The following is a 22265-nucleotide window of genomic DNA, read 5'->3' as shown; positions in this document are numbered from 1 at the left end:
GTTATGCTGTTCATGATAAATCCTTCATCCATTGTCACCGAGCAGCGGCAATTCGATGCGCGCGGCGAGTACGGGATGAAAGTAAGGGGTGGTCGTTCGGGCGATTAGGCGCTGAACCTTGATCGCGCTGTCAGCGATCTGATTACAATGAGGGATCGAGCAGATAGACTGCTCAGGTTAGCCGCAGCACGTTTTCGAGGTTCTCACTCAGATAGTCGATGAAGGACCGGACCTTGAGAGGCTGGACGCGTCCACCGGCCCTGACGGCATACAATATGGCACTGGGTCCGGACCATTCAGGGAGAATACGGACGACGTCGCCGGTTTCCACCGCTTGATGGGCGAGGTGGGGATTGGTGAGCTGTATGCCCTGTCCTCGGATCAGAAATTCGAACAAGGCCTCCGGGTCTGTTGCGACAACCGCCGGGTTGATCGGGAAATCCATTACCTCACTCTGCCTTGTCAAAGGCCATGAGTGCTGAGGCTTCCCGTAAAACAATTGCGTCACCAGGCAGGCATGGTCTTTCAGCTGCGACGGATGTTGTGGGACTCCGTGCTGCTCAAGGTATTGCCTCGACGCGTAAAGGCCTGTCTGAACGTTGGCCAAGCGACGGGCGGCGAGGTTGGAATCGGGCATGGGGCCGTTCCACAAGCGGCAGGCGACATCGATATCCTCCTGCACGATGTTCTTGACGTCGTGGTCGAGAAGCAGTTGCAGTTTGACCTCTGGATAGGCTTCTCGAAACCCGACCATGAGCGGGGCGAGGGCCTTGGTGACTAGCCAGTGCGGCGCCGTCACCCTCAACCACCCAGAGGGTTTGCCATGCACCTGCTCGACCGCGCTCTCCGCGTCACCGATAAGCCGCGCGAGATCGCGACAACGATCAAAATAGATCGATCCCGCCTCCGTCAGACGTATGTTGCGGGTGGTTCTGTGAAGGAGCTTCACCCCCAGCCTCTGCTCCAGGTCCTGCACCTTCTTGCTGATCCGCGCCTTGGATGTTCTGAAGCTCTCCGCTGCAGCGGTGAAGCTTCCCCGCTCGACGACTTCAACGAAGGCTAGCGTGTCGCTCATGTCTCGAAGCATCTATGTCGTTCCTCAGGCGGCCGGATTGTCGCACACACCTCACCGGATGCCATAGCGAGGTAGGCGAGACACATGCGCTTCAACTCATCGCGTATGGAAGTCTGCTCCGAAGGTGGCAGGTTGCGCTCGAAAACATTCCTGACCGTTCCGAAGATGACGGAGAGAAGCGTGAGGTTGACGAGATCGATGTTTTCGTAGCGAGCATCAGGAGCGCTCAGCAGCATCGCCCTCGTCGCTGCATCCATGCGCTTGGCGAAAGCATCAATCAGCGCCTCATTATCCAGTTCTACCGCAGAGCTGTAGAGTGCGCGCGTGACATCGCTACGCTCCGTCTTTGCTTCCCAGTAAGTGGTAATAAGCGCCTCGACCATCTCGTCGGTCGACCGAGCATGGTGTGTACGGCAGGTCATCTCCACGCGCTCCGCCAATTTGTCGAGATAGCGTTCGTTGAGCGCGTAGAGCAAGGACTTCTTGTGGGGAAAGTACTGGTACATCGTACCGACCGAGACGCCGGCGCGCTCTGCCACACGCGTGGTGGTCAGCCGGTGCGTTCCCTCCGTAATCAAAACCTGAATAGTCGCCTCGAAAATAGCGTCGATCGTAGTGGCGGAGCGGGCCTGACGCGGCTGTTTCCGGGCCTTCAGGTGGCGAGGGGGAGGCACATCCATATGCGAATCCAAAATCCGAACTATCCTTCATATATTTACCGTTGCATCCTTCCCAAATACAAAGGTGAATGAATGACAGATACAAAGAAAATCGCGCTCGTCACAGGCGCTAACAAGGGCATCGGCTTGGAGATCGCAAAGCAATTGGCGGAGGCCGGTGTCACTGTAATCATGGGCGCCCGCAGCTATGCCCGCGGCGACACGGCTGCGAAGGAACTGACCCAGGCCGGATTGGCTGTGGAAGCCATCGAGCTGGATCTTAATCGCGAGGAGACAGTCCGAGTTGCAGCTGCAGCCATCTCGGCCCGCCACGGCAGGCTCGATATTCTTGTCAACAATGCCGGTGTCGTCGACGCTGAGGACGGGCCGCCTTCGGTTGCAACGGTCGGTGCGGCCAGACGGTTGATGGAGACGAACTTTCTCGGGACGCTGGCCGTTACACAGGTCATGTTACCGCTCTTGCACAAGTCGAGCGCTGGCCGGATCGTCAATCTGGCGACGACGCTTGGCTCGCTCACGGTGAATGGTGATCCTACGTCTCCGTACTACGAGGCACGCCTGATTGGCTACAACGCCTCGAAGGCGGCGTTGAATATGCTTACGGTGCAACTGGCCGCTGAGCTCAAGGGGAGCTCCATTGTCGTTAACTCGGTAGCGCCGGGTTATGTCAAAACGGACCTGACTGGAGGTAATGGCTACATGACACCGGAAGAGGGGGCCCGCCTTCCGGTCCAATATGCTTTGCTCGACGACAATGCGGTTTCTGGCCGATTTGTTGCCCCCGAGGGCTCTGTCGGTTGGTAGCGTCACGTTATCCGGGCCGGCCTATGCCGGCCCTTTCCGACATCTCTGTCGCGCAACCGCGAACCACGCCTTTGCCCGGGCATCAATAGCGGGCGTCAGTGAAACGGATTATCGGCGAAGGCACCAAGTCCCAAGGAAACACATGGTAGAGACAGTCGCAACCTCCGATCATCCTGATCCCGGTCCTCTATCGCCAGAGGATGATGGGGATTTTCCGCCGGGCGCAGATGCACCTATGCTGGACCGAACTGTCCCCGATCGCACGTCACCGCGTGGGCTGGAGCAGTTCATAGCAGGCCGAACCTTGTTGAGCGGAGACGGTCTGGCCTGGAGTGATCTGTTCGTACAAGTCTACTCACGCCATCAGAACCAGGAGCCGTTTCTGGTCCCAGCAGTGGCCGAGCCGCTCGTGGTCTGGGTTATGTCGGGTGAGGCCATCGTCGAAGAGCGAGATCTCGATGGAGAGTGGCAGACTGCCCGTGTTAACGTTGGCGATTTCTTTTTGACCCGAGCAGACCGGCCTTATGAGATGCGATGGCGCGCTCTCGGATCTGATCCGTTTCAGGTGATGCACCTCTACATTTCTGTCCCTCTGTTCGAGCGGGTGGCAGGCGATGTTCTTGGCTGCGACACTCCTCCACGATTGCGCGATGTGTCGGGAGGTCAGGATCCACGGCTGACACATTTCCTGGCTCTCATTCACCACGAGCTCACGGCGCAAGGTAGGGGGAGCCAGCTGTATGTCGAAGGGCTAGCCCAAAGTCTTGCTGTTCATCTAATACGAAACTACGCCTCAAACGGCGGCGATGATGATCGGCAAACCGCATTGCCAGGCTACAAGCTGAGAAGGGCGATCGCTCATCTGGAAGAACACTTGGCTGAACCGTTCAATCTGGCGGAGCTTGCGGAAAAGGCCGGGATGAGCCCTTTCCACTTCAGCCGATTGTTCAAGAAAGCGACAGGGCTGTCACCTTCTCGCTACTTCATCCGTCAACGGATGGCGCGCGCTCAGCAACTTCTACAAGAGACAGATCTCAGCATCATCCGAGTAGGCATTGCTGTTGGATACACCAGCCCGAGCCATTTTTCGCAAGTCTTCAGACGGGAGACGGGACTGCTGCCCAGCCACTATCGCAAGACGTGAATACTATGTGCCGCAGATCCAGGGTGGTGTCCCGATGTTCTCACACATCAAGTTTTCTGGTGGTATCAGAACACGCGTTTGTTTATCCCATCGCCAAGAGGTGTGTCCCATCAATCGGGTGCCGCCCCACCAGCGATCAACGCCCTGCGTCTCGACGAAATCAATCGCGCCCGCGATGATCTTGTGCCCGTCAGCCGTCAATCCAAGGTAGCTTCCGACATACGTGTCCCAAGCGTCGACATCATCAAAAAAGTCTGTCGCCCTCAAGCGTCCAGACAGCCCGGCAATGAGTGGCGAAACGCCTGACGCAAGTGTTGTAATGAGGTCAACGACCAAAGGCAAACTAAGCAGATGCAACGGGTCGCTGGCAAAGGCCCTAGCAACCTGGCCGACGGTACATCCTTCATCGGCGACAGTCATCAGTACCAGGCGCTCGGACGAGCCAAGGCCCGTCTCGGCGCTCGGCAGATCATCAAGAAGCGCTTCTCTTGTCTGGGTCATGAAGGGAAAATGGGACAGCTCGTCTAAACTAAGGCCAAGCCATGCATGGGGCGTGGAAGCTGAGTAGGCCGACCATATTGCGGCGGCGGCGGTCAGATGCTGATTTTCAACCGATATCGGCGCCACCACCGAACTGCTTTGCGTCTGAGGGAGCTGTTGTCCCCACGGTGTTATGCGCTGGAAGATCAACAGATTCGTGTGGCCGACTTCCGCGGCAAGGGCATGGCTCAATAGATAGACCATCAGCAGTTGGCTGTTGGGGTCAGGATCTATGTACAGCTCCACCTGATCGGCGTCACGCCAATTCTGCAAGATCTGTTCCAGCGCCGGGTGGATAGAGGGAAGGGCCTGTTGTTTGTCGCTGTCGCCGAGATCCACTTCAATGACAGGAGACCTGATGAAGCTGCTGCGCACAGGTATGATTTGTGACCTCGCTGGAATAGATACCTGGCTCGCCTTCAGATAGCCGGCGGCTGCCTCGTTGCAGGTCACGCACAATCGATTTCGCATGGAAGAACCTCAATATTTGTCATGAGCACAGGAGCAAGTGCCGCTGTAGTCTCACTGGCTCAGGTGCAATCTTGACGCCATTCGACACGAGCGCGTCGGCGTCTTCGGGCCGAAAGGTGTTGCGGTGGCATCGTTGTCGCCGGCCTCGAGAGGAGTGGAGATACAAATGGGGAATGATCTGATCAACCAGCAGGTTCTCGTCAACAGCCATCGCATTGCCGCCGGCACCCATGGCAACGGAGAACCCGTGGTTCTGCTCCATGGAACCCCGTCCTCATCGCTCATCTGGAGGAATGTCACGCCACACCTCATCAAAGCCGGGTGCAAGATCCACGTGTTCGATCTCCTAGGCTTCGGTCTTTCCGAACGCCCGCAGGCAGGAAATGTGGACACGTCCATGTCTGGGCAAGTGCCTATTCTCGAAAAGATGCTGGAGCACTGGGGCCTCGAACGTTTTCATCTGGTGGCGCACGATATTGGCGGGGGAATAGCGCAAAGGTTTGGCGTTTTTAGTCCATATCGATTGAAGTCCCTAACGATGATCGACGTCGTGAGCTTCGACAGCTATCCCTCAAGGCGGACCAAGCAGCAAATGGAAAAGGGGCTCGAGGCGCTGATGAAAGCGCCCGACGCCGCCCATCGGGCGCATTTCCGGGATTGGCTGCTCAGCGCTGTGTACGACAAGCATAGGTTCGAAGAAGGTCCTCTTGAGACGTATCTTGATTACATTTCTGGTCCGATCGGGCAGCCGAGCCTGTTTGAGCACCAGGTAAAGCACTACGACCCTGTCCATACATTGGAGGTTGCTGACAGGCTTGGTGAGTTGAAAGACCTCCCTGTGCAACTCATCTGGGGCGCCAATGACGAGTGGCAGGTCCCAGAGTGGGGGCGAAAGCTCCGTGATGCAATCCCTGGGTCAGCCCTGACCATCTTGGAAAATTGCGGTCACTTCTCGCCGGAGGACCAGCCGGAGAAAATTGCGGAACTGGTTTCGCAGTTTATACGGCCTGCTTCAGCAACGTTCTCGTAAGTCGTCGTAGCGCTACCGGCCGCAGATCTCTTCTCTAGGCTCAGGCGGCTAACTCGCTGGCTGGGCGCTTCTCCGTCGAATTCAGCAAAAGCGCAACACACGAAGCAAGATCGCGCGAGACGATCCACCATCAGCTCCTAGCTTCTTCTCTTTCAATGACGGCGGTCTACGGACCGCCGAGTAAAGGAGCAGAGAAAATGAATTCACGTACCGCCATCTTTCCAACGGATCGTCACGCCCTCTACCAAGCGCACGGCTACTCGGCAGCAATAGCCTCCGGCGGCCTTCTATTCGTTTCCGGCCAGGTCGGAAGCCGGTCCGACGGATCACCAGAGCCCGACTTCGCGGCGCAGGTCCGACTGGCCTTCGCGAACCTTGAAGCGACCCTGTCGGCTAGAGGTTGCAGCTTTGACGATGTTGTCGACGTGACGACCTTCCACACGGATCCCGAAAACCAATTCGGCGTCATCATGGCGGTGAAAAACGAGGTATTTCCGGAACCACCTTATCCAAGCTGGACTGCGATCGGTGTCACCTGGCTCGCCGGGTTTGACTTCGAGATCAAGGTTATCGCTCGTATACCGAGCAACCGCTGATATTCATCGCGCTCTGCCACGACGTTGCTGGGAGCAAATCTAAGGCTCCTGCCTTGCACATTTGCGTCACACGCATGCGGATCGCGACTTTTGCGCAAGATCCCGACATGCGGCGCAAGACCCCCAAAGAAGCTCATCCAGTCGAGCCTAAATCTCACATCGTCAACGCGACAAACCGTCTTCAAGGCGGCTTCCCCAGATTAGGAGTGACGACAATGACGAACCTGAACGAAAAAATCGCCCTCGTGACCGGCGCCTCCAGCGGTATTGGCGCCGCAACCGCTCTCAAGCTTGCCGAGGCCGGAGCGAGAGTTGGCATTGCCGCCCGCCGCACCGAAAAGCTATATGAACTCAGGACAAAGATCGAGGCTGTGGGTGGCGAAGCCATAGTACTCGAGATGGACGTGGTTGACCCCACCTCCGTCGAAGCTAGCGTCAAGACGCTTGTCAATACCTATGGTGCGATCGACATCCTCGTCAACAATGCCGGCCTGATGCCGCTCTCCGATATTGATCAGTTCAAGGTTGATGAGTGGCACCGGATGGTGGATGTGAACGTGAAGGGCCTGTTCAATACGACGGCCGCCGTCCTGCCGCAGATGATCAAGCAGCATTCGGGCCATGTTTTCAACATGTCCTCGATTGCCGGCCGCAAGGTCTTCAAGGGTCTGTCGGTCTATTGCGCCACCAAACATGCCGTTGCCGCCTTTTCGGATGGCCTGCGCATGGAGGTGGGCCCGAAGCACAACATCCGGGTCACCTGCATCCAGCCGGGTGCTGTCGCCACAGAGCTTTACGATCACATCACCGATCCCGGCTACCGCCAGCAGATGGACGACCTTGCCGGCCAGATGACCTTCCTAAAGGGCGAGGACATCGGCGACACGGTCGTCTTTGCCGCACAGGCACCGGCGCATGTTGATGTGGCCGAACTCTTCGTCCTGCCCGTGGAACAGGGCTGGTAAGGCGCCGCCCTTTCGGCCCCTGCCGCTGCGCAGGGGCCTCAATGGAGATCCAGATGAAGGAACTACCCGCATTGCAGGCATACCGTCTGCTTGAACCTGGCCCGATCGTGTTGGTGTCGACCTACGACAACGGCAAGCCCAATGTCTTGACAATGGGCTTCCACATGATGATCCAGCACGATCCGCCGCTCATTGGCTGTGTGATCGGCCCCTGGGATCATAGCTATCACGCGCTTCGCAAGACCGGTGAATGCGTGATTGCCGTGCCAGGCCTCGATCTGGCCGAAACCGTTGTCGATGTCGGAAACTGTTCCGGCGCGGATTTCGACAAGTTTGAGCGGTTTGGCCTGAGGACCAGGCCCGCGGAGCAGGTCTCGGCTCCCCTTCTCGCGGATTGCTTGGCCAACATCGAATGTGTCGTCATCGATGACAGGCTGCGCGACCCCTACAACCTCTTCATCCTCGAGGCGAAGAGGATCTGGCTCAATGAAAGCCGCACGGAACGGCGAACCCTGCACCATCGCGGGGATGGGACCTTCACCGTCGACAACGGCACGCTCGACCTGAAGCACCGCATGGTCAAGTGGCGTCACCTGCCGTGAGCACCATGCGCAGGCCGTTGCCCCATTTGAAACCACCAAGGAAGGAATACTCAGATGACGAACATCGAAAACAAGATCATCCTGATTACCGGAGCGAGCAGCGGGATCGGCGAAGCGACCGCGCGGGCACTTGCCGGCGCCGGCGCCACGGTCGTGCTTGGTGCGCGGCGAACGGATCGGCTGGAAGAGCTTGCCGGCGAATTGAATGCCGCCGGCGGCAAGGCGATCTATAGAAGCCTTGACGTGACGTCCCGTGACAGCGTCCAGTCCTTTGCGGATGCGGCTGTCCGGGAGTTCGGTCGGATTGATGTGATCATCAACAATGCTGGCATCATGCCGCTGTCACCCATGGCGTCCCTGAGGGTGGACGAGTGGGACCTTATGATCGACGTCAACATTAAGGGCGTCCTGCATGGCATTGCAGCGGTTCTGCCAGTGATGAACAGGCAGGGATCCGGTCAGATTATCAATATCTCGTCGATCGGCGGCCTTGCCGTCTCGCCGACGGCCGCCGTTTACTGCGCAACCAAATATGCGGTTCGCGCGATCTCGGACGGGCTGCGCCAAGAGAACGACAAGCTCCGCGTCACCTGCATCTATCCGGGTGTGGTGGAATCTGAACTGGCCAACACGATCACCGATCCGGTGGCGGCGCAGGCCATGGAGAGTTATCGCCAGATCGCTTTGAAGCCCGAGGCGATTGCAGCGGCCATCATGCATGTCATAGGCCAGCCTGACGGGGTGGACACGAGCGATATCGTCGTTCGACCTACGGCGGGTGACTGAAACCCGGCACTTCATCCGGCGCTGCTGCGGTTCTGCGGCAGCGCCCGCGTTGCGACGCCATGCCTTGGGGGTCAACTCAGTCCCCACGCGGCGTGGCGGGTAAGGCACTGCGGCAAGTCTGCATTGATGCCTTTGCCTGCGACGGCATCAGTTGATCCAACGTCACCTGGCCAAATCGCTGCAACAGCAGGCTTTCCGCCTGCCGCATCGTCTCCGCCAGGGTTGAGTTGACGCCCTCTTCAATCCTGCATCCCGGATGCCTGCCGCGTGAGCCAATAGCAAACAGTGTCGGCCGCTCCAGCGCTTCATAGACGGCTAGAAGCGTGATTTCCTCAAGGGGTCGCGCAAGTTGCCAGCCCCCGCCGTGGCCCTTGCCCGAGATGACGTGGCCCGCGCGACGCAACCCCGCCATTGTCCTACGGAATACGGCTGGGTTGGTACCCATGCTTCGTGCCAGAACCTCCGATGTCAGGCACTCCTTCACTTGCGCCATGTGCAAGAGCACATGCAACACATCAGATAGTCTCGTATCCTTGTTCATCGGCCGCCCCACTCGTGCGAGCATCATCCTGGCGAATCATGTAGCATCACTTGATACAAGAAGCGAAAGCGTATTATGTATCTTCGACTGATACATAAAGAGGTTCGTCATGAACGGCAATCCCAATCCATTCCAGAATCTGGCGGCCGTCAGCGACTATGTCCTTGAGACGCCGCGCAAGGTGCCAGGGCTTGCAGACCTCCACAAAATGGCAGCGCTGCTTCTTGCCGAACAGGCGCCGGGTGCTGCCGACATACTCGTCGTGGGTGCCGGCGGCGGCCTGGAAATCAGGGCTATGGCGGAGATGCGGCCGGACTGGCGATTTAATGGCGTCGATCCCTCGCCTGCCATGCTGGACATCGCCCGCCAAACGACGTCATTTTGCGCCGAGCGAACGCAACTTAATCATGGAACGGCGATCGATGCACCAGCCGGTCCTTTCGATGGCGCGGTTTGCCTCCTGACACTGCATTTCCTCGATTGGCACGAGCGGCTGGAGACTCTACAGGAGATCTGCAGGCGTCTGAAGCCGGGCGGCGTTTTCGTTGCCGCCCATCACACTGAGATCGAAGGACAAGCGCAAATTTGGTTGGCGAGATCTGCGGCATTTGCCGCGGGTCCGACCTCGGCGCCTGGACAGGCAGCAGCCTCGGCCGAGGCGATGGCCGAGCGGTTGCCGCTGCTTTCGCAGGACCGGGAAGAAGCGTGCTTTCGCGAAGCCGGCTTCCAGCAACCAAGCCTGTTCTACGCCGCTTTTTCGTTCCGCGGCTGGGTCATGACCGCCTGACGCTGCGCACAACGCCCTGTCGATAAGGAGGGATCAGCTTGATTGAAATTTTCAATTTCGCCTTTGGGCCTTATCCGCAAAGGGTGAATATCTACCTGGCAGAAAAGCAGCCTGAGAGCGTCGCGGTGACATTGTATGCGGAGCCAAATGAGCGTGAGCAGACGCCGACGCCTGAAATCAGGGCTCTCACTCCCACGGGATCTCTCCCCATCCTCAGGGACGCCGATGGTACCTTAGTTGCCCAGTCGCTTGCGATCCTCGAATATCTTGAGGATCGGATCCCGGTCCCCGATATGCGAGGGAAGACACCAGCGGAACGGGCCAAGGTTCGCCAAATCGTTCATGTTGTCGATGAGGCCCTTACCTTTTTCGGCCTCTGGGCGCGCCACGGCAGTGCGCTCGGACAAGGCGTGGTGCGATCAAGCCGCGAAGTCGCGGACATCTGCTCCGACCGGTATTTCGGGCAGCTGCGGCTCATCGAAAGGTTGATGAGCGAAGACCCATTCATTGCCGGTGAGCACGTCACGCTGGCTGACTGCGTGGCGATGGCGACGCTGCAGTATACGAGCGATTTCTATGCCGTTCCGATCCCGCCCGGGTGCGTTAAGCTCCAGATGTGGTTCGATAGGTTCAGCCAGCGGCCCAGCGCCAAGCGGCCACCCTATCCCGAGCAACTGCAGTGCAAGGCAGTGGGTCTGATGGGGCAGACGGGAGTTTACTTTTAGGCTGAGTCCCTTACTTCCCACGTGCTCAAGTGGTTCAGTCACATGCAAATAGTCGGTTAGGATGACCGGACGCTGGTTCGATTCCGTTCAAGGCGTGTGGCTTATATGAGCCGTTGCCACAGCCGGGGGGCCGAATTCACCTTGTTGACTGGGAGGTAGCGGTCCGTGACTTCACATGCTGGTTAATATGCTGAACCTCAGAAACAATCACCTCAAGTGCCTTGCCAGTGTTGCCAACGAGTTCGACGCCCGAACGAACCTGATCGCCCGAGGTGACAATCAGCGTCTTGATTTCTTTTGCCGCAGTCGCGGAGCGCTGGGCGAGTTCGCGAACTTCCTGCGCGACAACGTCCTAAGTGCGGAAGAAAATGGGCTTGGCAGGCAAAGTTTCTCTGTCCGTCAGCATGCTCACGCTGCATGACGCTCGTCAAGTCACATCGTCGAACCAGGCGGCTTCCACTGGCAAGGGAAAAGGTCTCGTCCATAGCAAACACAGGGTCCATCATTTTGGCCCTCACCGTCCTTAACACGAGCTTCTGTTCCAGGTGGAAGACCCAAGCATTGTCTACAGGGTCATTCGAAGGATGCCCTCACGGCTCTAACTGACAGAGGTTCTTCCACCTGGTACCCGCCCTTCAACGAAGGGCCGGTAATCTGAACCGCTTTTGACGACGGCGTGTACGACACGCGCCATCTTGGCGGTAATAGCGGTCATTGCCTTGCGGCGGAGATCGGGATTGTCACGATCTCTCGCGATGTAGCGTTCGAATTTATGTCGGAAGCCGTTCTCACGCTGGCGGATTGCAACTTGCCCAGCAATCCACAGGGTTCGTCGCAGCCGCGCGTTGCCGAATTTGGAAAGTCGGGTTTGGCCGCGATACTGGCCCGATTGCTGTGTCGACAGATCCAGCCCCCAGAATTTGAGAAACTGACGGTGATGATGAAAGCGGCGCAGGTCCCCAGCCTCCGCAATGATCGTTAGCGCGTTGATCGGACCGATCCCAGGAATCTGCCGCAGGATCTGATAATCACGGCTGTTTCGCAGCAAATCATCGGCCTGTGCTTCGATCTCGTTGCGTTGGCGGATCAGGCTGCGGGCTTCGGCGACAACCATCCGAAACATGCGAATTGCAGGCGCATCCAGCGGCAATGGCAAGCCAATCGAGGTGCGGGTAGTCTCATAAATATCCATTAAAATCTGTGACTTGCTCACTTTCCTGCCGACAACATCCCATGCCGCTTCGACGAACTTCTCCTTCGTCAGTGTCGTGATGCTCGATGGTGTGGGGAAGGCGTCGAGGAACGCGAAGAACCAGTCGCTCCGACTGTTACCCCGGAAACGCTCGATCTCTGGAAAATACAGCGGCAGGTAATGCGTCAGGATGCGATGTTGGATCTCGGTCTTGGCGTTAGCAATGGCTTCGTGTGTCTTCGACAATTCTTGAACGTCGTTGATGCCAGCACGCAAGGGATCATGATAGACCTGAGTCGAGTGGATCCTCAACATGTGTAGGATCACCTGGGCATCCTTGGGATCGTTTTTGTCCCAACTGTTGTGCAAGGCTTCTCGCGTGCGGGCAAGCGCTAGCGACGACACTAACCGCGTTTCGAAGCCGGCTTCCACCAACCGCCAGGCGATCGGACGATGATAGTTACCCGTTGCCTCAAAGGCGCAGACCACCGGTCGGTCATATGATTGCAAAATCGCGATCAGATGGTCATGTTCTGCACGCGTATTGAGAACAGATAACCGACGGCGGCGTTTATGGCCGGGTGCTTCGATCAACACTTCATTGCGAACCTTGGCGATGTCGATGGCTACCAACACAGCATCGGCAGGTATAGAATTCTGACTGGTCATGGTCGGTCTCTCCCGAATGAGTTGTGAACACTCACATTCTAGAGGTACTTCGACTGGCCATGGCCACCTCGAACGATGCGCGCTTGCAGCAAAAAAGCTGCGCGCACCGTTCCCTCGGTGGCTCCAGTTCTTCCTTCCGTAGGTGCTGCGGCGAAACCTTTACCAGCCTCGCCAGCGCGCGCCGCCTCTACACCCGCATTAAGCGCAAGAAGGTTGGTCTGGAAGGCAATCTCATCGATAACACCGATGATGTTCGAGATTTCGCGAGAGGATTTTTCGATCTGCTGCATGGCAACGACGGCGTTGCGGACAACCTGACCGGAGTGCTCGGCGCCAAGCCGCGTCTTGGTCACAAGTCCGCCGACTTCTTCGGCGCGCTTGGCAGAATCGCGAACTGTCGTCGCGATTTGTTCTAGTGCGGCTGCCGTTTCTTCCACAGATGCTGCCTGCTGTTCGGTGCGCCTGGAGAGGTCGTCCGCAGCAGAACGGATTTCGTTAGCGCCAGCATCAATGCCACGGGCGTTCTTGCCAACGGACACCAAAGCCTCGTGCAGTTTGCTTACGGAGTTGTTGAAGTCGGCTCGCAGCCTGTCGCGATCGGCGACGAATGGTGAATTGATCCGGTAGGAAACGTTGCCATCTGCGAGTTTACCGAGGCCCTGCGCCAGGGCATCAGGTTGCCCGCTCACGGACGTCCTCATCGAAGATATGACAGAAGGCCATCGTTGAGTGGCGGATCGCGAAAGGTGGCGGAGGCCCTAACGATCGTCATCTCAAGGCAGCGATAACAGAAACCTGGTCTGGCAGTCTCATGATAAGCGGCGCTTCATCGGGCATGCTTCAAGGCAAGTCCGTGGTGACCTTACGAGTTCTGGGGAAACTGAAATAACAGGGTCATTTGTTCAGATCGGCTCAAGAGCTAAAGACGCTGAAGCACTGCTAGGCTGGCGATGCGCGTCGAATTTGTAAGTCGCGATCGCTCGTTACATACCTCTAACGCGACTATGCCGAAGGTCTCGTCCCATACCTTTGTCGGACAACCAGTCAAGAATGACGCTGGCAAGTTGCTGCGGCTCCTCAAAAGGCAAAAGGTGGCCGGCTCCTTCGACGATACGGACCTCGGCGTCTTGCACTCGCCTTGCGACATCGTTGTTTGAGGCCTCAGTGGACATGTGATCGTCGGAACCGGTTACCAGCAAGACCGGAGAAGCCAGATATTGCAGGCCGTCCAACGCGTCCGGTCGGACAAGAAGAGCCCTGTTCTGTTGCTCATGGACTTTGGGCGGGCAGTCTTCCACCATTGCCACGATTTGAGCCACCAGGTCTGCCTCTTCCAGGCTTCTTGACGAGATCACTTTCGGGACCCAGTTCCGAGCATAGGCGGCCATGTCCTCATTTGCTTGCGCAATGCGGGCTCCGCGGTGGGCCGCCTCGTCAGGGCCCAGGCCATCGGTGTTGGTATTCGCCAATACGATTGCGCGGATCCTCTCCGGAGCCTGTCGGGCCATCTCGATGCCCACACGCCCGCCCATGGAATGGGCAAGGACAATCAAGTCGCCTTGGGTGTCGCTAAGCGCACGGGCGGCCATCTCCTCGATCGTGGCGTCCCTTTGCAAATCCGCATTGTGGAGTGTCACGCCTCCCAGATTGAGATTTTTTACGACCGCGCTCCAGGTCCTGACGTCGGACATGATCCCCGGTATGGTGAGAAGTGTGCTCATAGCCTGTCTCCTTTGAAACTCCCCTGGCATAAGGCAAAACAATTACATGATATTGCGTTTGGACGTATAGTCCTTTGGCTTGAACCGCGCCTGAATTGTACAGAGGCGCTGCGCCGTCAAGAAACAACCGGTACCTATCCGGGCACGATATCCCGTCCCTCAGGTTCTTATAGCGCAAACCTGCCGATCCGCCCCATAACCTGGCGTTTGGAGAGACCGTGTGAATAGTTGGGCGTAACACGAATGATTTTCTGGTAGCGTTCGTTTTGAGTCAGGAGGATTGCTGTCTCGATGGATGCTTCTATCACAGGCAACACCACATCTATCCGTTCGCGAGCGTCTGGGCGAACTGCATGTGCCGACGCTGTTGGTCAATGGCGTTTGGGAGAAACGGTTTCAGACCGCGCGTGACTGGCTGCACGACTCTCATCCGCATATCGCCATCGAGGATTTGCCGGGTGGACACTCCATCAATATCGATTGCCCCAATGCCTTCGACGTTGCCGTGATGGGGATTGCCTTATCTGCGTTGCGATGCCGACGATGCATTCTGCCCAACAATAGGTTGGGCATTGAGCGCCTGAATGTTTCTTGCGGAGTGGCGTTGGACGGATCACCCTCAGGAAATAGGTTACGCACGAAGAGTTGGGAGGCTCTGCGGTACCTTGAACACCGTGCTCAAAAGCACGTGACAGGTTTGCCATTGGTTCCCCTGCCTCTAAGCCAGCGAAGCTAACGAAAACGGCGCGGGATCTGGCCGTAAGCAAGATGGGAGGATTTATGTCGTCTACCGAAAAAGTCATACAGCACGTGTCCTTTAGCCCGGTCCAGACACAGGCGGATGTCGTCATATCGTTTGCCGGCGTCGGCAAGACCTTCAAGGCTGGCGCTGCCGAAATTCAAGCCACGAAGGACATCAACGTCGACATTCGCGAAGGCGAGATCGTCACCATCGTCGGCCCCTCGGGATGTGGCAAATCCACGATGCTCAATCTGACCGCTGGTCTTCTGTCGCCCACCGTCGGAACGGTGAAATATCGCAATGCTCCGATTTCGGACGTCAATGGCCGCACGGGCTATATGACGCAAAGCGACCACCTTCTCCCATGGCGCACCGTTGCGGGAAATATTGCGGTTCCGCTGGAGATCCGGGGCATGTCGAAGCCGGCGCGCATGGCGCGTGTCGAAGAACTGGCGGAATTGGTCGGCTTGACGCAGTTCCTGAACTCCTACCCGTCACAGCTTTCGGGCGGCATGCGCAAGCGCGCCGCCCTTGCGAGATTGCTGGCTTACGATCCTGAAACCCTGCTTCTCGATGAGCCTTTCGCGGCACTCGATGCGCAGTTGCGGATCAAGATGCAGACGGAACTCTTCCAGCTGTCGCGTCGTCTGAAAAAGACGGTCCTGTTTGTCACGCACGACATCGATGAAGCCGTGGCTTTGGGAGATCGATGCCTTGTGTTCTCGGGACGGCCTGGCACCATCGTCAAGAACATCGAGGTTCCGCTTCCAAGAGAGCGTTCGATCCTGGCGCTACGCAAGGACCAGACCTACCAGCAACTTTGCTCCGATCTGTGGGACATTCTTGCACCTTCAATGACAGCTTCGCACTGATATCGCGGCGCCGTGACCGAATTCGGGAGGTAGAAATGAAAATATTTTTGGGAAGAATCGCACTCATCCTTGGGCTGCTGTGCATCTGGCAATTCGCATCCGGACGATTTGCAGATCCATTTTTCATCAGCAGTCCGCTGGAGGTCGGCGAGCGATTCTGGGTGCTTTTGAAGAGCGGCCGTCTGTTCGATCATGGCTGGATCACGCTTGTCGAAACGCTCGGCGGCTTCGCTCTCGGTGCCGCGGCCGGTATTGCGGTCGGCCTGATTCTTGGCCGTAACGAGACGCTCGCAGAGCTCTTGGACCCTATCCTCATCTCGCTCTATAGCTTGCCGAAAGTTGCGTTGGCTCCGCTTTTCATCATGTGGTTCGGCATCGGCATCGAGATGAAGATCATGCTGACGGCGGTCATCGTTTTCTTCCTTGTCTTCCTCAATACCTATAGCGGTGTGCGTAGCGTCAGTGGCGAGCTCGTTGAAATCCTGCGCTTGATGGGCGCCAAGGAGCGCCATCTCGTCGGTAAGGTCATCATGCCATCGGCTATTCAGTGGGTTTTCACGGGCCTCAAACTTTCTGTGCCTTACGCGCTCATCGGTGCGATCGTCGGCGAGATCATGGCCTCCAATCGCGGCCTTGGCTACCTGTTGCAGGATGCTGCCGGACAGCTGGATACCGGCGGCGTATTTGCCGCGTTGATCGCCATCATCTTCCTCGCTTTGTGTTTGCAGACGGCCGTCAAGTTTGCCGAGAAGAAGTTGATGCCTTGGAAAACGGCGGCGAATGACCGCGAGCTGACGATCTAGGGTCGCCAACTATCACCATAAAATCTGAGAAATCGTGGGAGGAAAAAATGATTGCTCGGTCCCTTATTGCTGCGATGACAATCGCAGTCGGCCTTGTCAGCGGATCGGCCAACGCCGCTGATTCATTGAAGGTGGCGCTTGGAACGGATGGCTTCGTGCATCTGCCGCTCTTCGTGGCATATGATGGTGGCTTGTTCAAAGAAGAGGGGCTCGACGTAGAGCTCGTCAAGTTCAAGGGCGGCGGTGCGGCAATGTCCGGCCTGGTGGGCGGCAGCGTGGAGATTTGTTCCTGCTCGGTACAGAACGCCATCAATGCCACAGAAAAAGGTGCGCCGGTAAAGCTGATCGGCGCGATGATAGACCAGTACGCGTCCAATATCGTCGTTACGGAAGAAACGGCGGAGCGCATTGGCCTCACGCCAGACATGCCGATGGAAAAGCGTCTTGCCGCTTTGAAGGGCTTGAAGATCGCCGCAGCCGGGGCAGGCGGTAGCGCAGACTTCCTCGTTCGCCACCTTGCGGGCGCTGCAAAGCTTTCACCCGAGAGCGATATGAGCCTTCTTTACATGAACGACAGCGGCGCAATGCTCGCTTCGTTCGACCGTGGCCGTATCGACGGCTTTGCCTTGTCGTCCCCCACTTCCGATATTGCGGTGCTGGATCACAAGGGCAAGATGCTGATCGATATGTCCGCCGGTCAATATGAGCCGCTTGCCGGATACCCATCGATTGCAATTTCCGCGCAGGACAGCTGGCTTGCAGACAATCGTGCCATGGCGGTGAAGTTTCTCCGCGCCATCACCAGGGCTGATCAGTTGATCCATAACGATCCGGAGAAGGCGAAGGCTGCGGTTCGCAAGCGGTTCGCGTCGACGTCCGACGAGGTGTTCGAAGCAGCGTGGAAGTCCAATGCCGGCACGTATCCGGACACGCCCGTCCTGATGGCTGAAACGGTCGGTCGCGTGATCCAGTTCCTAAGCGAGCTTCAGGGAACCAAGATCGCCGGCACCCCCGAGACTTACTTCGACAACAGCTATGTGGAACAGGCTGTCGCAGAATTGAAGAAGTGATCTAGCCCTTCAAGAGCACCTGTGAGTGGAGATGTACCCGCCGCTCACCACTGCGTTTATTCCTCTCGACGAACCGTAATGGCAACAGAGAGGCTGATGACAGGAGGCCCGAAATTGGCGTTGGTAGATTTCGAAGTTCAGGATCGTGTCGCGATTGTCACCATCGACAGTCCGCCGGTGAACGCACTCAGCCAACAGGTCCGGCAGGAACTGCTGGCTGTTACAGACGCAATCGCCGCCGATCGAGACGTGGACGCGGTCGTTCTTGCCTGTGCAGGCAGGACGTTTGTTGCCGGGGCTGATATCAACGAACTCGGAAACCCCCAGCGGCCCTATTTGCCGGACGTGCTGCAAAAGATCGATGGATCGTCCAAGCCATGGGTGGCGGCGCTGCATGGGACGGTCCTGGGCGGCGGTCTGGAACTTGCCATCGCCTGTGCTGGCCGCGTGGCGCTCGCAGGTACAAAACTGGGTCTTCCTGAAGTCATCCTCGGTATCATTCCCGGTTCGGGCGGAACGGTCAGGCTTCCTCGCCTGATACCGTTGGAAAAAGCGATCAACCTCGTCACGTCCGGCAAACCGATGGCGGCGGCGGCGGCGCTTGTTTCCGGCCTCATTGATCGGCTCGTTGATCGCGATCTTGTGGAGGAGGCGGCGCAATATGCGCGCGCGCTTCTGGAGAAGCCGGTACAGCCTTTGCTTCAGCGCGAGGTTAAGAATGCTCACGCCATCGGCTGGGCAGCCATGCAACGTTCCGTCCAACAAAAAGCGCGAGGCGCCATCGCGCCGCTCGAAGCTCTCGAGGCGCTGAAAGATGCTGCAACATTCGATGCCGACATCGCGCTCGACAGGGAAAGGCAACGCTTCCTGCGGCTTGCGGTTTCGGACGAATCCCGGGCCTTGAAGCACATCTTCTTTGCCGAGCGCAGTGCAGGACAAAGTCTCAAGACACCCGATGCTGATCCGGTCGATTTATCGCGTGTCGGCGTCATCGGCGGCGGAACGATGGGCGCGGGGATTGCCACTGCACTTCTGCTCGCTGGATCGTCAGTCACGTTGGTTGAGCAAACTTCCGAGGCCGCACAGAAGGCGCGGGAACGGGTGAGCGCGACGCTCCAACAGAGCGCGGAGCGAAAAGTCATAACTGCCGAAAGCGCGGGAGAGGCGCTGCAGCGTTTGCTCGCTTTGGCCGATTACGACGCTTTAAAGGAATGCTCGCTGGTCATTGAGGCGGTGTTCGAGGATATGGCGGTCAAGCGCGAGGTCTTCTCCAAGCTCGACGCCATCATGCCGCACGCCGCGATTTTGGCCACCAACACATCCTATCTGGACGTGGACGCGCTGGCCGCGTCGACGAAGCACCCCGAGCGTATTCTCGGCCTGCACTTCTTTTCCCCCGCTCATATCATGAAACTGCTTGAGATCGTGCGTGGTGCCAAAACCGGGCCGGTAGCCTTGGCAACGGCTCATGCGCTGGCGAAGCGATTGCGCAAGATTCCCATCGTCTCGGGCGTGTGCGACGGGTTTATCGGGAACAGGATCATGGCTGCCTATCGGCGCGACTGCGAGTTCATGCTGGAGGAAGGAGCCACACCTTCGCAGATCGACGCCGCAATGCGCAACTTCGGTTTCGCCATGGGCATTTTCGAGGTCCAGGATATGAGCGGCCTCGATATCGCCTGGGCACAACGCAAGGCAAAGGCGTCGTCGCAGGCAAGCGGCCAGCGCGTGGCGCACATTGCCGACAGGCTTTGCGAAGCGGGTCGCTTTGGCAGGAAAACTGGCAAAGGATGGTACGATTATTCGTCCGGCAAGCCTGTTGTGGATGACGAGGTGATGGGCATTATTCTCGATGAAAGCAAACGGGGCGGCTTCACCCGTCATTCCTTCACCGAAGCGGACATCATGGACCGGATTATCAAGACGATACAGCAAGAGGGGATGGCAGTGCTGGGCGAAGGCATTGCCGACAATGCCGACGACATCGATGTCGTGATGATCAACGGTTACGGCTTTCCCCGTCATCGGGGAGGGCCGATGCACATGATGAGCGTAGAGACACGTCACGTCCGAACGGTCGCCTGAACGCAGACGTTACCGCGAGCGAATTAAACGCGTCCGTGACGGCTGGTCTTAGTGACTGATAGGTGGCAATGGCGTCGAGAGAGTTACATGGACAATCCTTTAGTTTCCTTATCACGACAGGCGGAGCACTGGCGTTTTCAGCAGCTGACTCCGGGGCTTGAGGTCGCGGCGCGTCGGGCGATCCTCGATTGGTTCGCAACGACGCTTCCCGGTGCCAAGGAAGAACCATCGCTTGCTCTGCTTCAAGCCGTGCAGTTCGAGGAGTTTCCTGGACGATCGGTGTGTTACGCGGACGGAAAGATGCGTTCTCCAAGGGCCGCCGCATTGCTGAACGCGACGGCAAGTCATATCGTGGAGTTCGACGATATTTTCAAAGACGGCGGCTATCACCCAGGAAGTCCGACGATTGCCGCGGCTTTGGCGCTCGCCCAGCATCTGGGCCGTCCCCTGAACGACCTTCATCGGGCGATCATCGGTGGATATGAGGTTGGGTGTCGGATTTCGCTCGCGGTCCAGCCGAGCCACTACGCCTTCTGGCATACCACAGCGACGATCGGCACCATGGGTGCCGCAACAGCCTGCGCCATGCTTCTTGGATGTGACGCCGAGAAAATCGCACACGCGATCTCTCTTGCGAGCAGTTTCGCCGGAGGGCACCAGCAGAACCTGAAGAACGGCGGCATGGCCAAAGCCCTGCACGCGGGGCACGCCGCCGAAGCTGGAATGCTTGCGGCATTTTCTGCCGCCAGCGGCATGACCGGATCGCCGGACGCATTGCATGGGGAAACCGGCTACGCCGCCGCCACAAGTGCGTCTACGGGCGACTGGGCCTCTGCATTAAAGGGCTTGGGAGAGTGGGCGCCCATCGAACACATGACGATCAAAAATCACGGCTGCTGTGGCCATATTTTCCCGGCTCTCGACGGTCTTCGTCTGATGCGCCAACGTCACGGCTTCACGTCGTCTGACGTGAAGGCGATCCGCATTGATGGATATGGTGCGACCAAGACCATGTGTGATCGTCCGGCTCCTCAAACCGCGGCAGATGCCCGTTTTAGCGCGCAGTACTGCATTGCCGCCGACATGGTGTTGGGAGGCGTCCGGTTGAGTGCTTTCAAGGACGAGGCGCTCAAAAATGCGGATATTCGACAGCTGATGGATAAAGTTGCCGTCGGTATGGATCCCGTACTCGCCGGTCTCTACCCGAAACAACGCATGGCGAAACTGACCGTGCATCTGAACGACGGTCGTCGCGTGGAGCATCTTCAGGAGACAAGGAAAGGTGACCCGGAAGATCCCTTGAGCCTGGAAGAGCTGGTCCAGAAGTTCGATGAACTGACAGGTGCAGTGCTGAACGCCACTCAAATTGCAGCACTTAGAAACAGAATTTTGACCGAAACAGAGCTGCCGCAGCAGGCCTGTTGAATTGCCCAACCTAATGTTGGTCAAGGCTGACGTGATCCTCGGTTGCGACATTCCGGTCTGTCTCACTATTCATGGAGAATGCCAAAGCGGCGCGGAGGAGTGCAGCCGTTCGCATCACCAAATTCGAGGAACATCACGATGAACATTGCCAATCGCCAAGCCGAGTTCGTGCTGGTAAGCGAGAAAAACGGTATCGCGACGATTACGCTGAACCGGCCGGATGTCCGTAATGCCATCAACGACCAGATGCGTGCCGAACTGATTGCAGCGTTCGAAGCGGCAGGTGCCGACAAGACAGTGCGTGGAATCATCCTGACAGGTGCGGGTAAAGGCTTCTGCTCGGGAGGCGACGTTGCCGGTATGCGCGCCAGACTTGATGCACCGTCGGGAGAGGTGGCGTTTAACGGCTGGACGCGCCAGCAAAGCACCCACCGTGGCGTTGCCGTGATTCACGGCATTTCGAAACCCGTCATTGCGGCTGTCAACGGTGCCGCCTTTGGCCTCGGACTGGACATGGCCCTGGCCTGCGATTTCATCGTTGCGTCGGAAGGCGCAAAGCTCTCAATGAGCTTCATCAAGCGCGGCCTCGTTTCCGATGGCGGCGGCATGTACTTCCTCCCGCGCCGTGTCGGCCTTGTCAAAGCCAAGGAGCTGATCCTGACGGCCCAGGTTCTCGAGGCCGAGGAAGCCCTGAAGATCGGCATGGTGGACCGGGTGGTTTCTCCGGACATACTGATGGACAACGTCCAGGCCTGGGCTGAAGAATTGTGCATCGGCTCGCCCGCCGCCATCGCCTTGACGAAGTCGATCCTCGACAAGACGTTTGAAAGCACCGATGAGCAGGTTTTTGCCTTGGGTCGCGAAGCGCAGGCGATCTGCTACACCACGGCCGAGCACCGCAAGTCCGTCGAGGACTTCCTCAACAAGTCGTCGAAGTGAG

General features: G+C 57.8%; 20 protein-coding genes and 3 pseudogenes. 15 read left to right on the top strand and 8 right to left on the bottom strand.

Annotated elements, in window-relative coordinates; translation table 11 throughout:
- Positions 1-172: 172 nt before the first annotated feature.
- Both FS804_RS22995 and FS804_RS22990 read right to left on the bottom strand, forming a co-directional pair.
- Positions 173-1075: a LysR family transcriptional regulator gene (locus tag FS804_RS22995; protein ID WP_246665942.1), complete on the bottom strand. Its 903-nt coding sequence runs from the start codon at positions 1073-1075 to the stop codon at positions 173-175.
- Positions 1072-1755, bottom strand: a complete 684-nt coding sequence (locus FS804_RS22990) for a TetR/AcrR family transcriptional regulator (RefSeq protein ID WP_144579120.1) — start codon at positions 1753-1755, stop codon at positions 1072-1074. Before FS804_RS22990 ends, FS804_RS22995 begins: the two co-directional genes overlap by 4 nt.
- Before the next feature lie 72 nt (positions 1756-1827).
- Here FS804_RS22990 and FS804_RS22985 point away from each other — a divergent pair, with 72 nt between their 5' ends.
- Positions 1828-2559, top strand: coding sequence for an SDR family oxidoreductase (locus FS804_RS22985; protein WP_144579119.1), 732 nt, complete (start codon positions 1828-1830; stop codon positions 2557-2559).
- A 235-nt stretch (positions 2560-2794) separates the two neighbouring features.
- Positions 2795-3703, top strand: coding sequence for an AraC family transcriptional regulator (locus FS804_RS22980; RefSeq protein WP_233282595.1), 909 nt, complete (start codon positions 2795-2797; stop codon positions 3701-3703).
- Between the two features lie 3 nt (positions 3704-3706).
- Here the strand turns inward: FS804_RS22980 and FS804_RS22975 are convergent, their stop codons facing one another.
- Positions 3707-4714 carry a hypothetical protein gene (locus FS804_RS22975; RefSeq protein ID WP_144579117.1) on the bottom strand — a complete coding sequence of 336 codons (1008 nt, stop codon included), beginning with the start codon at positions 4712-4714 and terminating at the stop codon, positions 3707-3709.
- 166 nt (positions 4715-4880) lie between these two features.
- Here FS804_RS22975 and FS804_RS22970 point away from each other — a divergent pair, with 166 nt between their 5' ends.
- The 5 genes from FS804_RS22970 to FS804_RS22950 all read left to right on the top strand — a co-directional run bounded on the left by FS804_RS22970 (position 4881) and on the right by FS804_RS22950 (position 8693).
- A complete protein-coding gene (locus FS804_RS22970; RefSeq protein WP_144579116.1) occupies positions 4881-5744 on the top strand; it encodes an alpha/beta fold hydrolase in 864 nt (287 codons plus the stop codon).
- A gap of 197 nt (positions 5745-5941) precedes the next feature.
- Positions 5942-6340, top strand: coding sequence for a RidA family protein (locus tag FS804_RS22965; protein WP_144579115.1), 399 nt, complete (start codon positions 5942-5944; stop codon positions 6338-6340).
- 215 nt (positions 6341-6555) lie between these two features.
- A complete protein-coding gene (locus tag FS804_RS22960; RefSeq protein WP_144579114.1) occupies positions 6556-7305 on the top strand; it encodes an SDR family oxidoreductase in 750 nt (249 codons plus the stop codon).
- Between the two features lie 53 nt (positions 7306-7358).
- A complete protein-coding gene (locus FS804_RS22955; RefSeq protein WP_144579113.1) occupies positions 7359-7907 on the top strand; it encodes a flavin reductase family protein in 549 nt (182 codons plus the stop codon).
- 54 nt (positions 7908-7961) lie between these two features.
- On the top strand, positions 7962-8693 hold the full coding sequence (locus tag FS804_RS22950; RefSeq protein WP_144579112.1) for an SDR family oxidoreductase: 732 nt from the start codon (positions 7962-7964) through the stop codon (positions 8691-8693).
- 76 nt (positions 8694-8769) lie between these two features.
- On the opposite strand, the gene FS804_RS22945 is transcribed toward FS804_RS22950, so the two are convergent.
- Positions 8770-9234, bottom strand: a complete 465-nt coding sequence (locus FS804_RS22945) for an Rrf2 family transcriptional regulator (protein WP_144579111.1) — start codon at positions 9232-9234, stop codon at positions 8770-8772.
- A 109-nt stretch (positions 9235-9343) separates the two neighbouring features.
- On the opposite strand from FS804_RS22945, the gene FS804_RS22940 reads away from it, so the two are divergent.
- Positions 9344-10021: a class I SAM-dependent methyltransferase gene (locus FS804_RS22940; RefSeq protein ID WP_144579110.1), complete on the top strand. Its 678-nt coding sequence runs from the start codon at positions 9344-9346 to the stop codon at positions 10019-10021.
- A gap of 38 nt (positions 10022-10059) precedes the next feature.
- Positions 10060-10746, top strand: a complete 687-nt coding sequence (locus tag FS804_RS22935; protein WP_144579109.1) for a glutathione S-transferase family protein — start codon at positions 10060-10062, stop codon at positions 10744-10746.
- Between the two features lie 142 nt (positions 10747-10888).
- Here FS804_RS22935 and FS804_RS22930 read toward each other — a convergent pair.
- The 4 genes and pseudogenes from FS804_RS22930 to FS804_RS22915 form a co-directional block, all read right to left on the bottom strand.
- Positions 10889-11095: pseudogene (locus FS804_RS22930) on the bottom strand (methyl-accepting chemotaxis protein); the annotation flags it as partial.
- Positions 11096-11319: 224 nt separating this feature from the next.
- Positions 11320-12607: pseudogene (locus tag FS804_RS22925) on the bottom strand (IS110 family transposase).
- A 62-nt stretch (positions 12608-12669) separates the two neighbouring features.
- Positions 12670-13281 (bottom strand): annotated as a pseudogene (locus FS804_RS22920) (methyl-accepting chemotaxis protein); the annotation flags it as partial.
- Between the two features lie 309 nt (positions 13282-13590).
- A complete protein-coding gene (locus tag FS804_RS22915) occupies positions 13591-14328 on the bottom strand; it encodes an alpha/beta fold hydrolase (RefSeq protein ID WP_186376968.1) in 738 nt (245 codons plus the stop codon).
- Between the two features lie 780 nt (positions 14329-15108).
- Between FS804_RS22915 and FS804_RS22910 the strand changes: the two genes are divergently transcribed.
- From FS804_RS22910 to FS804_RS22885, 6 genes are all read left to right on the top strand, one after another.
- A complete protein-coding gene (locus FS804_RS22910; RefSeq protein WP_144579106.1) occupies positions 15109-15942 on the top strand; it encodes an ABC transporter ATP-binding protein in 834 nt (277 codons plus the stop codon).
- Positions 15943-15977: 35 nt separating this feature from the next.
- Positions 15978-16745, top strand: a complete 768-nt coding sequence (locus FS804_RS22905; RefSeq protein ID WP_144579105.1) for an ABC transporter permease — start codon at positions 15978-15980, stop codon at positions 16743-16745.
- 47 nt (positions 16746-16792) lie between these two features.
- Positions 16793-17815 (top strand): ABC transporter substrate-binding protein, encoded by a 1023-nt coding sequence (locus tag FS804_RS22900; RefSeq protein ID WP_144579104.1) that lies wholly within the window; start codon positions 16793-16795, stop codon positions 17813-17815.
- Between the two features lie 114 nt (positions 17816-17929).
- Positions 17930-19900 (top strand): 3-hydroxyacyl-CoA dehydrogenase NAD-binding domain-containing protein, encoded by a 1971-nt coding sequence (locus tag FS804_RS22895; protein ID WP_144579103.1) that lies wholly within the window; start codon positions 17930-17932, stop codon positions 19898-19900.
- An 87-nt stretch (positions 19901-19987) separates the two neighbouring features.
- Positions 19988-21325, top strand: coding sequence for an MmgE/PrpD family protein (locus tag FS804_RS22890; RefSeq protein ID WP_144579102.1), 1338 nt, complete (start codon positions 19988-19990; stop codon positions 21323-21325).
- A gap of 138 nt (positions 21326-21463) precedes the next feature.
- Positions 21464-22264 (top strand): enoyl-CoA hydratase/isomerase family protein, encoded by an 801-nt coding sequence (locus FS804_RS22885; protein ID WP_144579101.1) that lies wholly within the window; start codon positions 21464-21466, stop codon positions 22262-22264.
- Position 22265: the final 1 nt, after the last annotated feature.

The sequence above is a fragment of the Agrobacterium sp. DE0009 genome, from assembly GCF_007680755.1.
GTDB classification, from domain to species: Bacteria; Pseudomonadota; Alphaproteobacteria; order Rhizobiales; family Rhizobiaceae; genus Agrobacterium; species Agrobacterium tumefaciens_B.
This window is presented reverse-complemented; position numbering and strand designations above follow the sequence as displayed.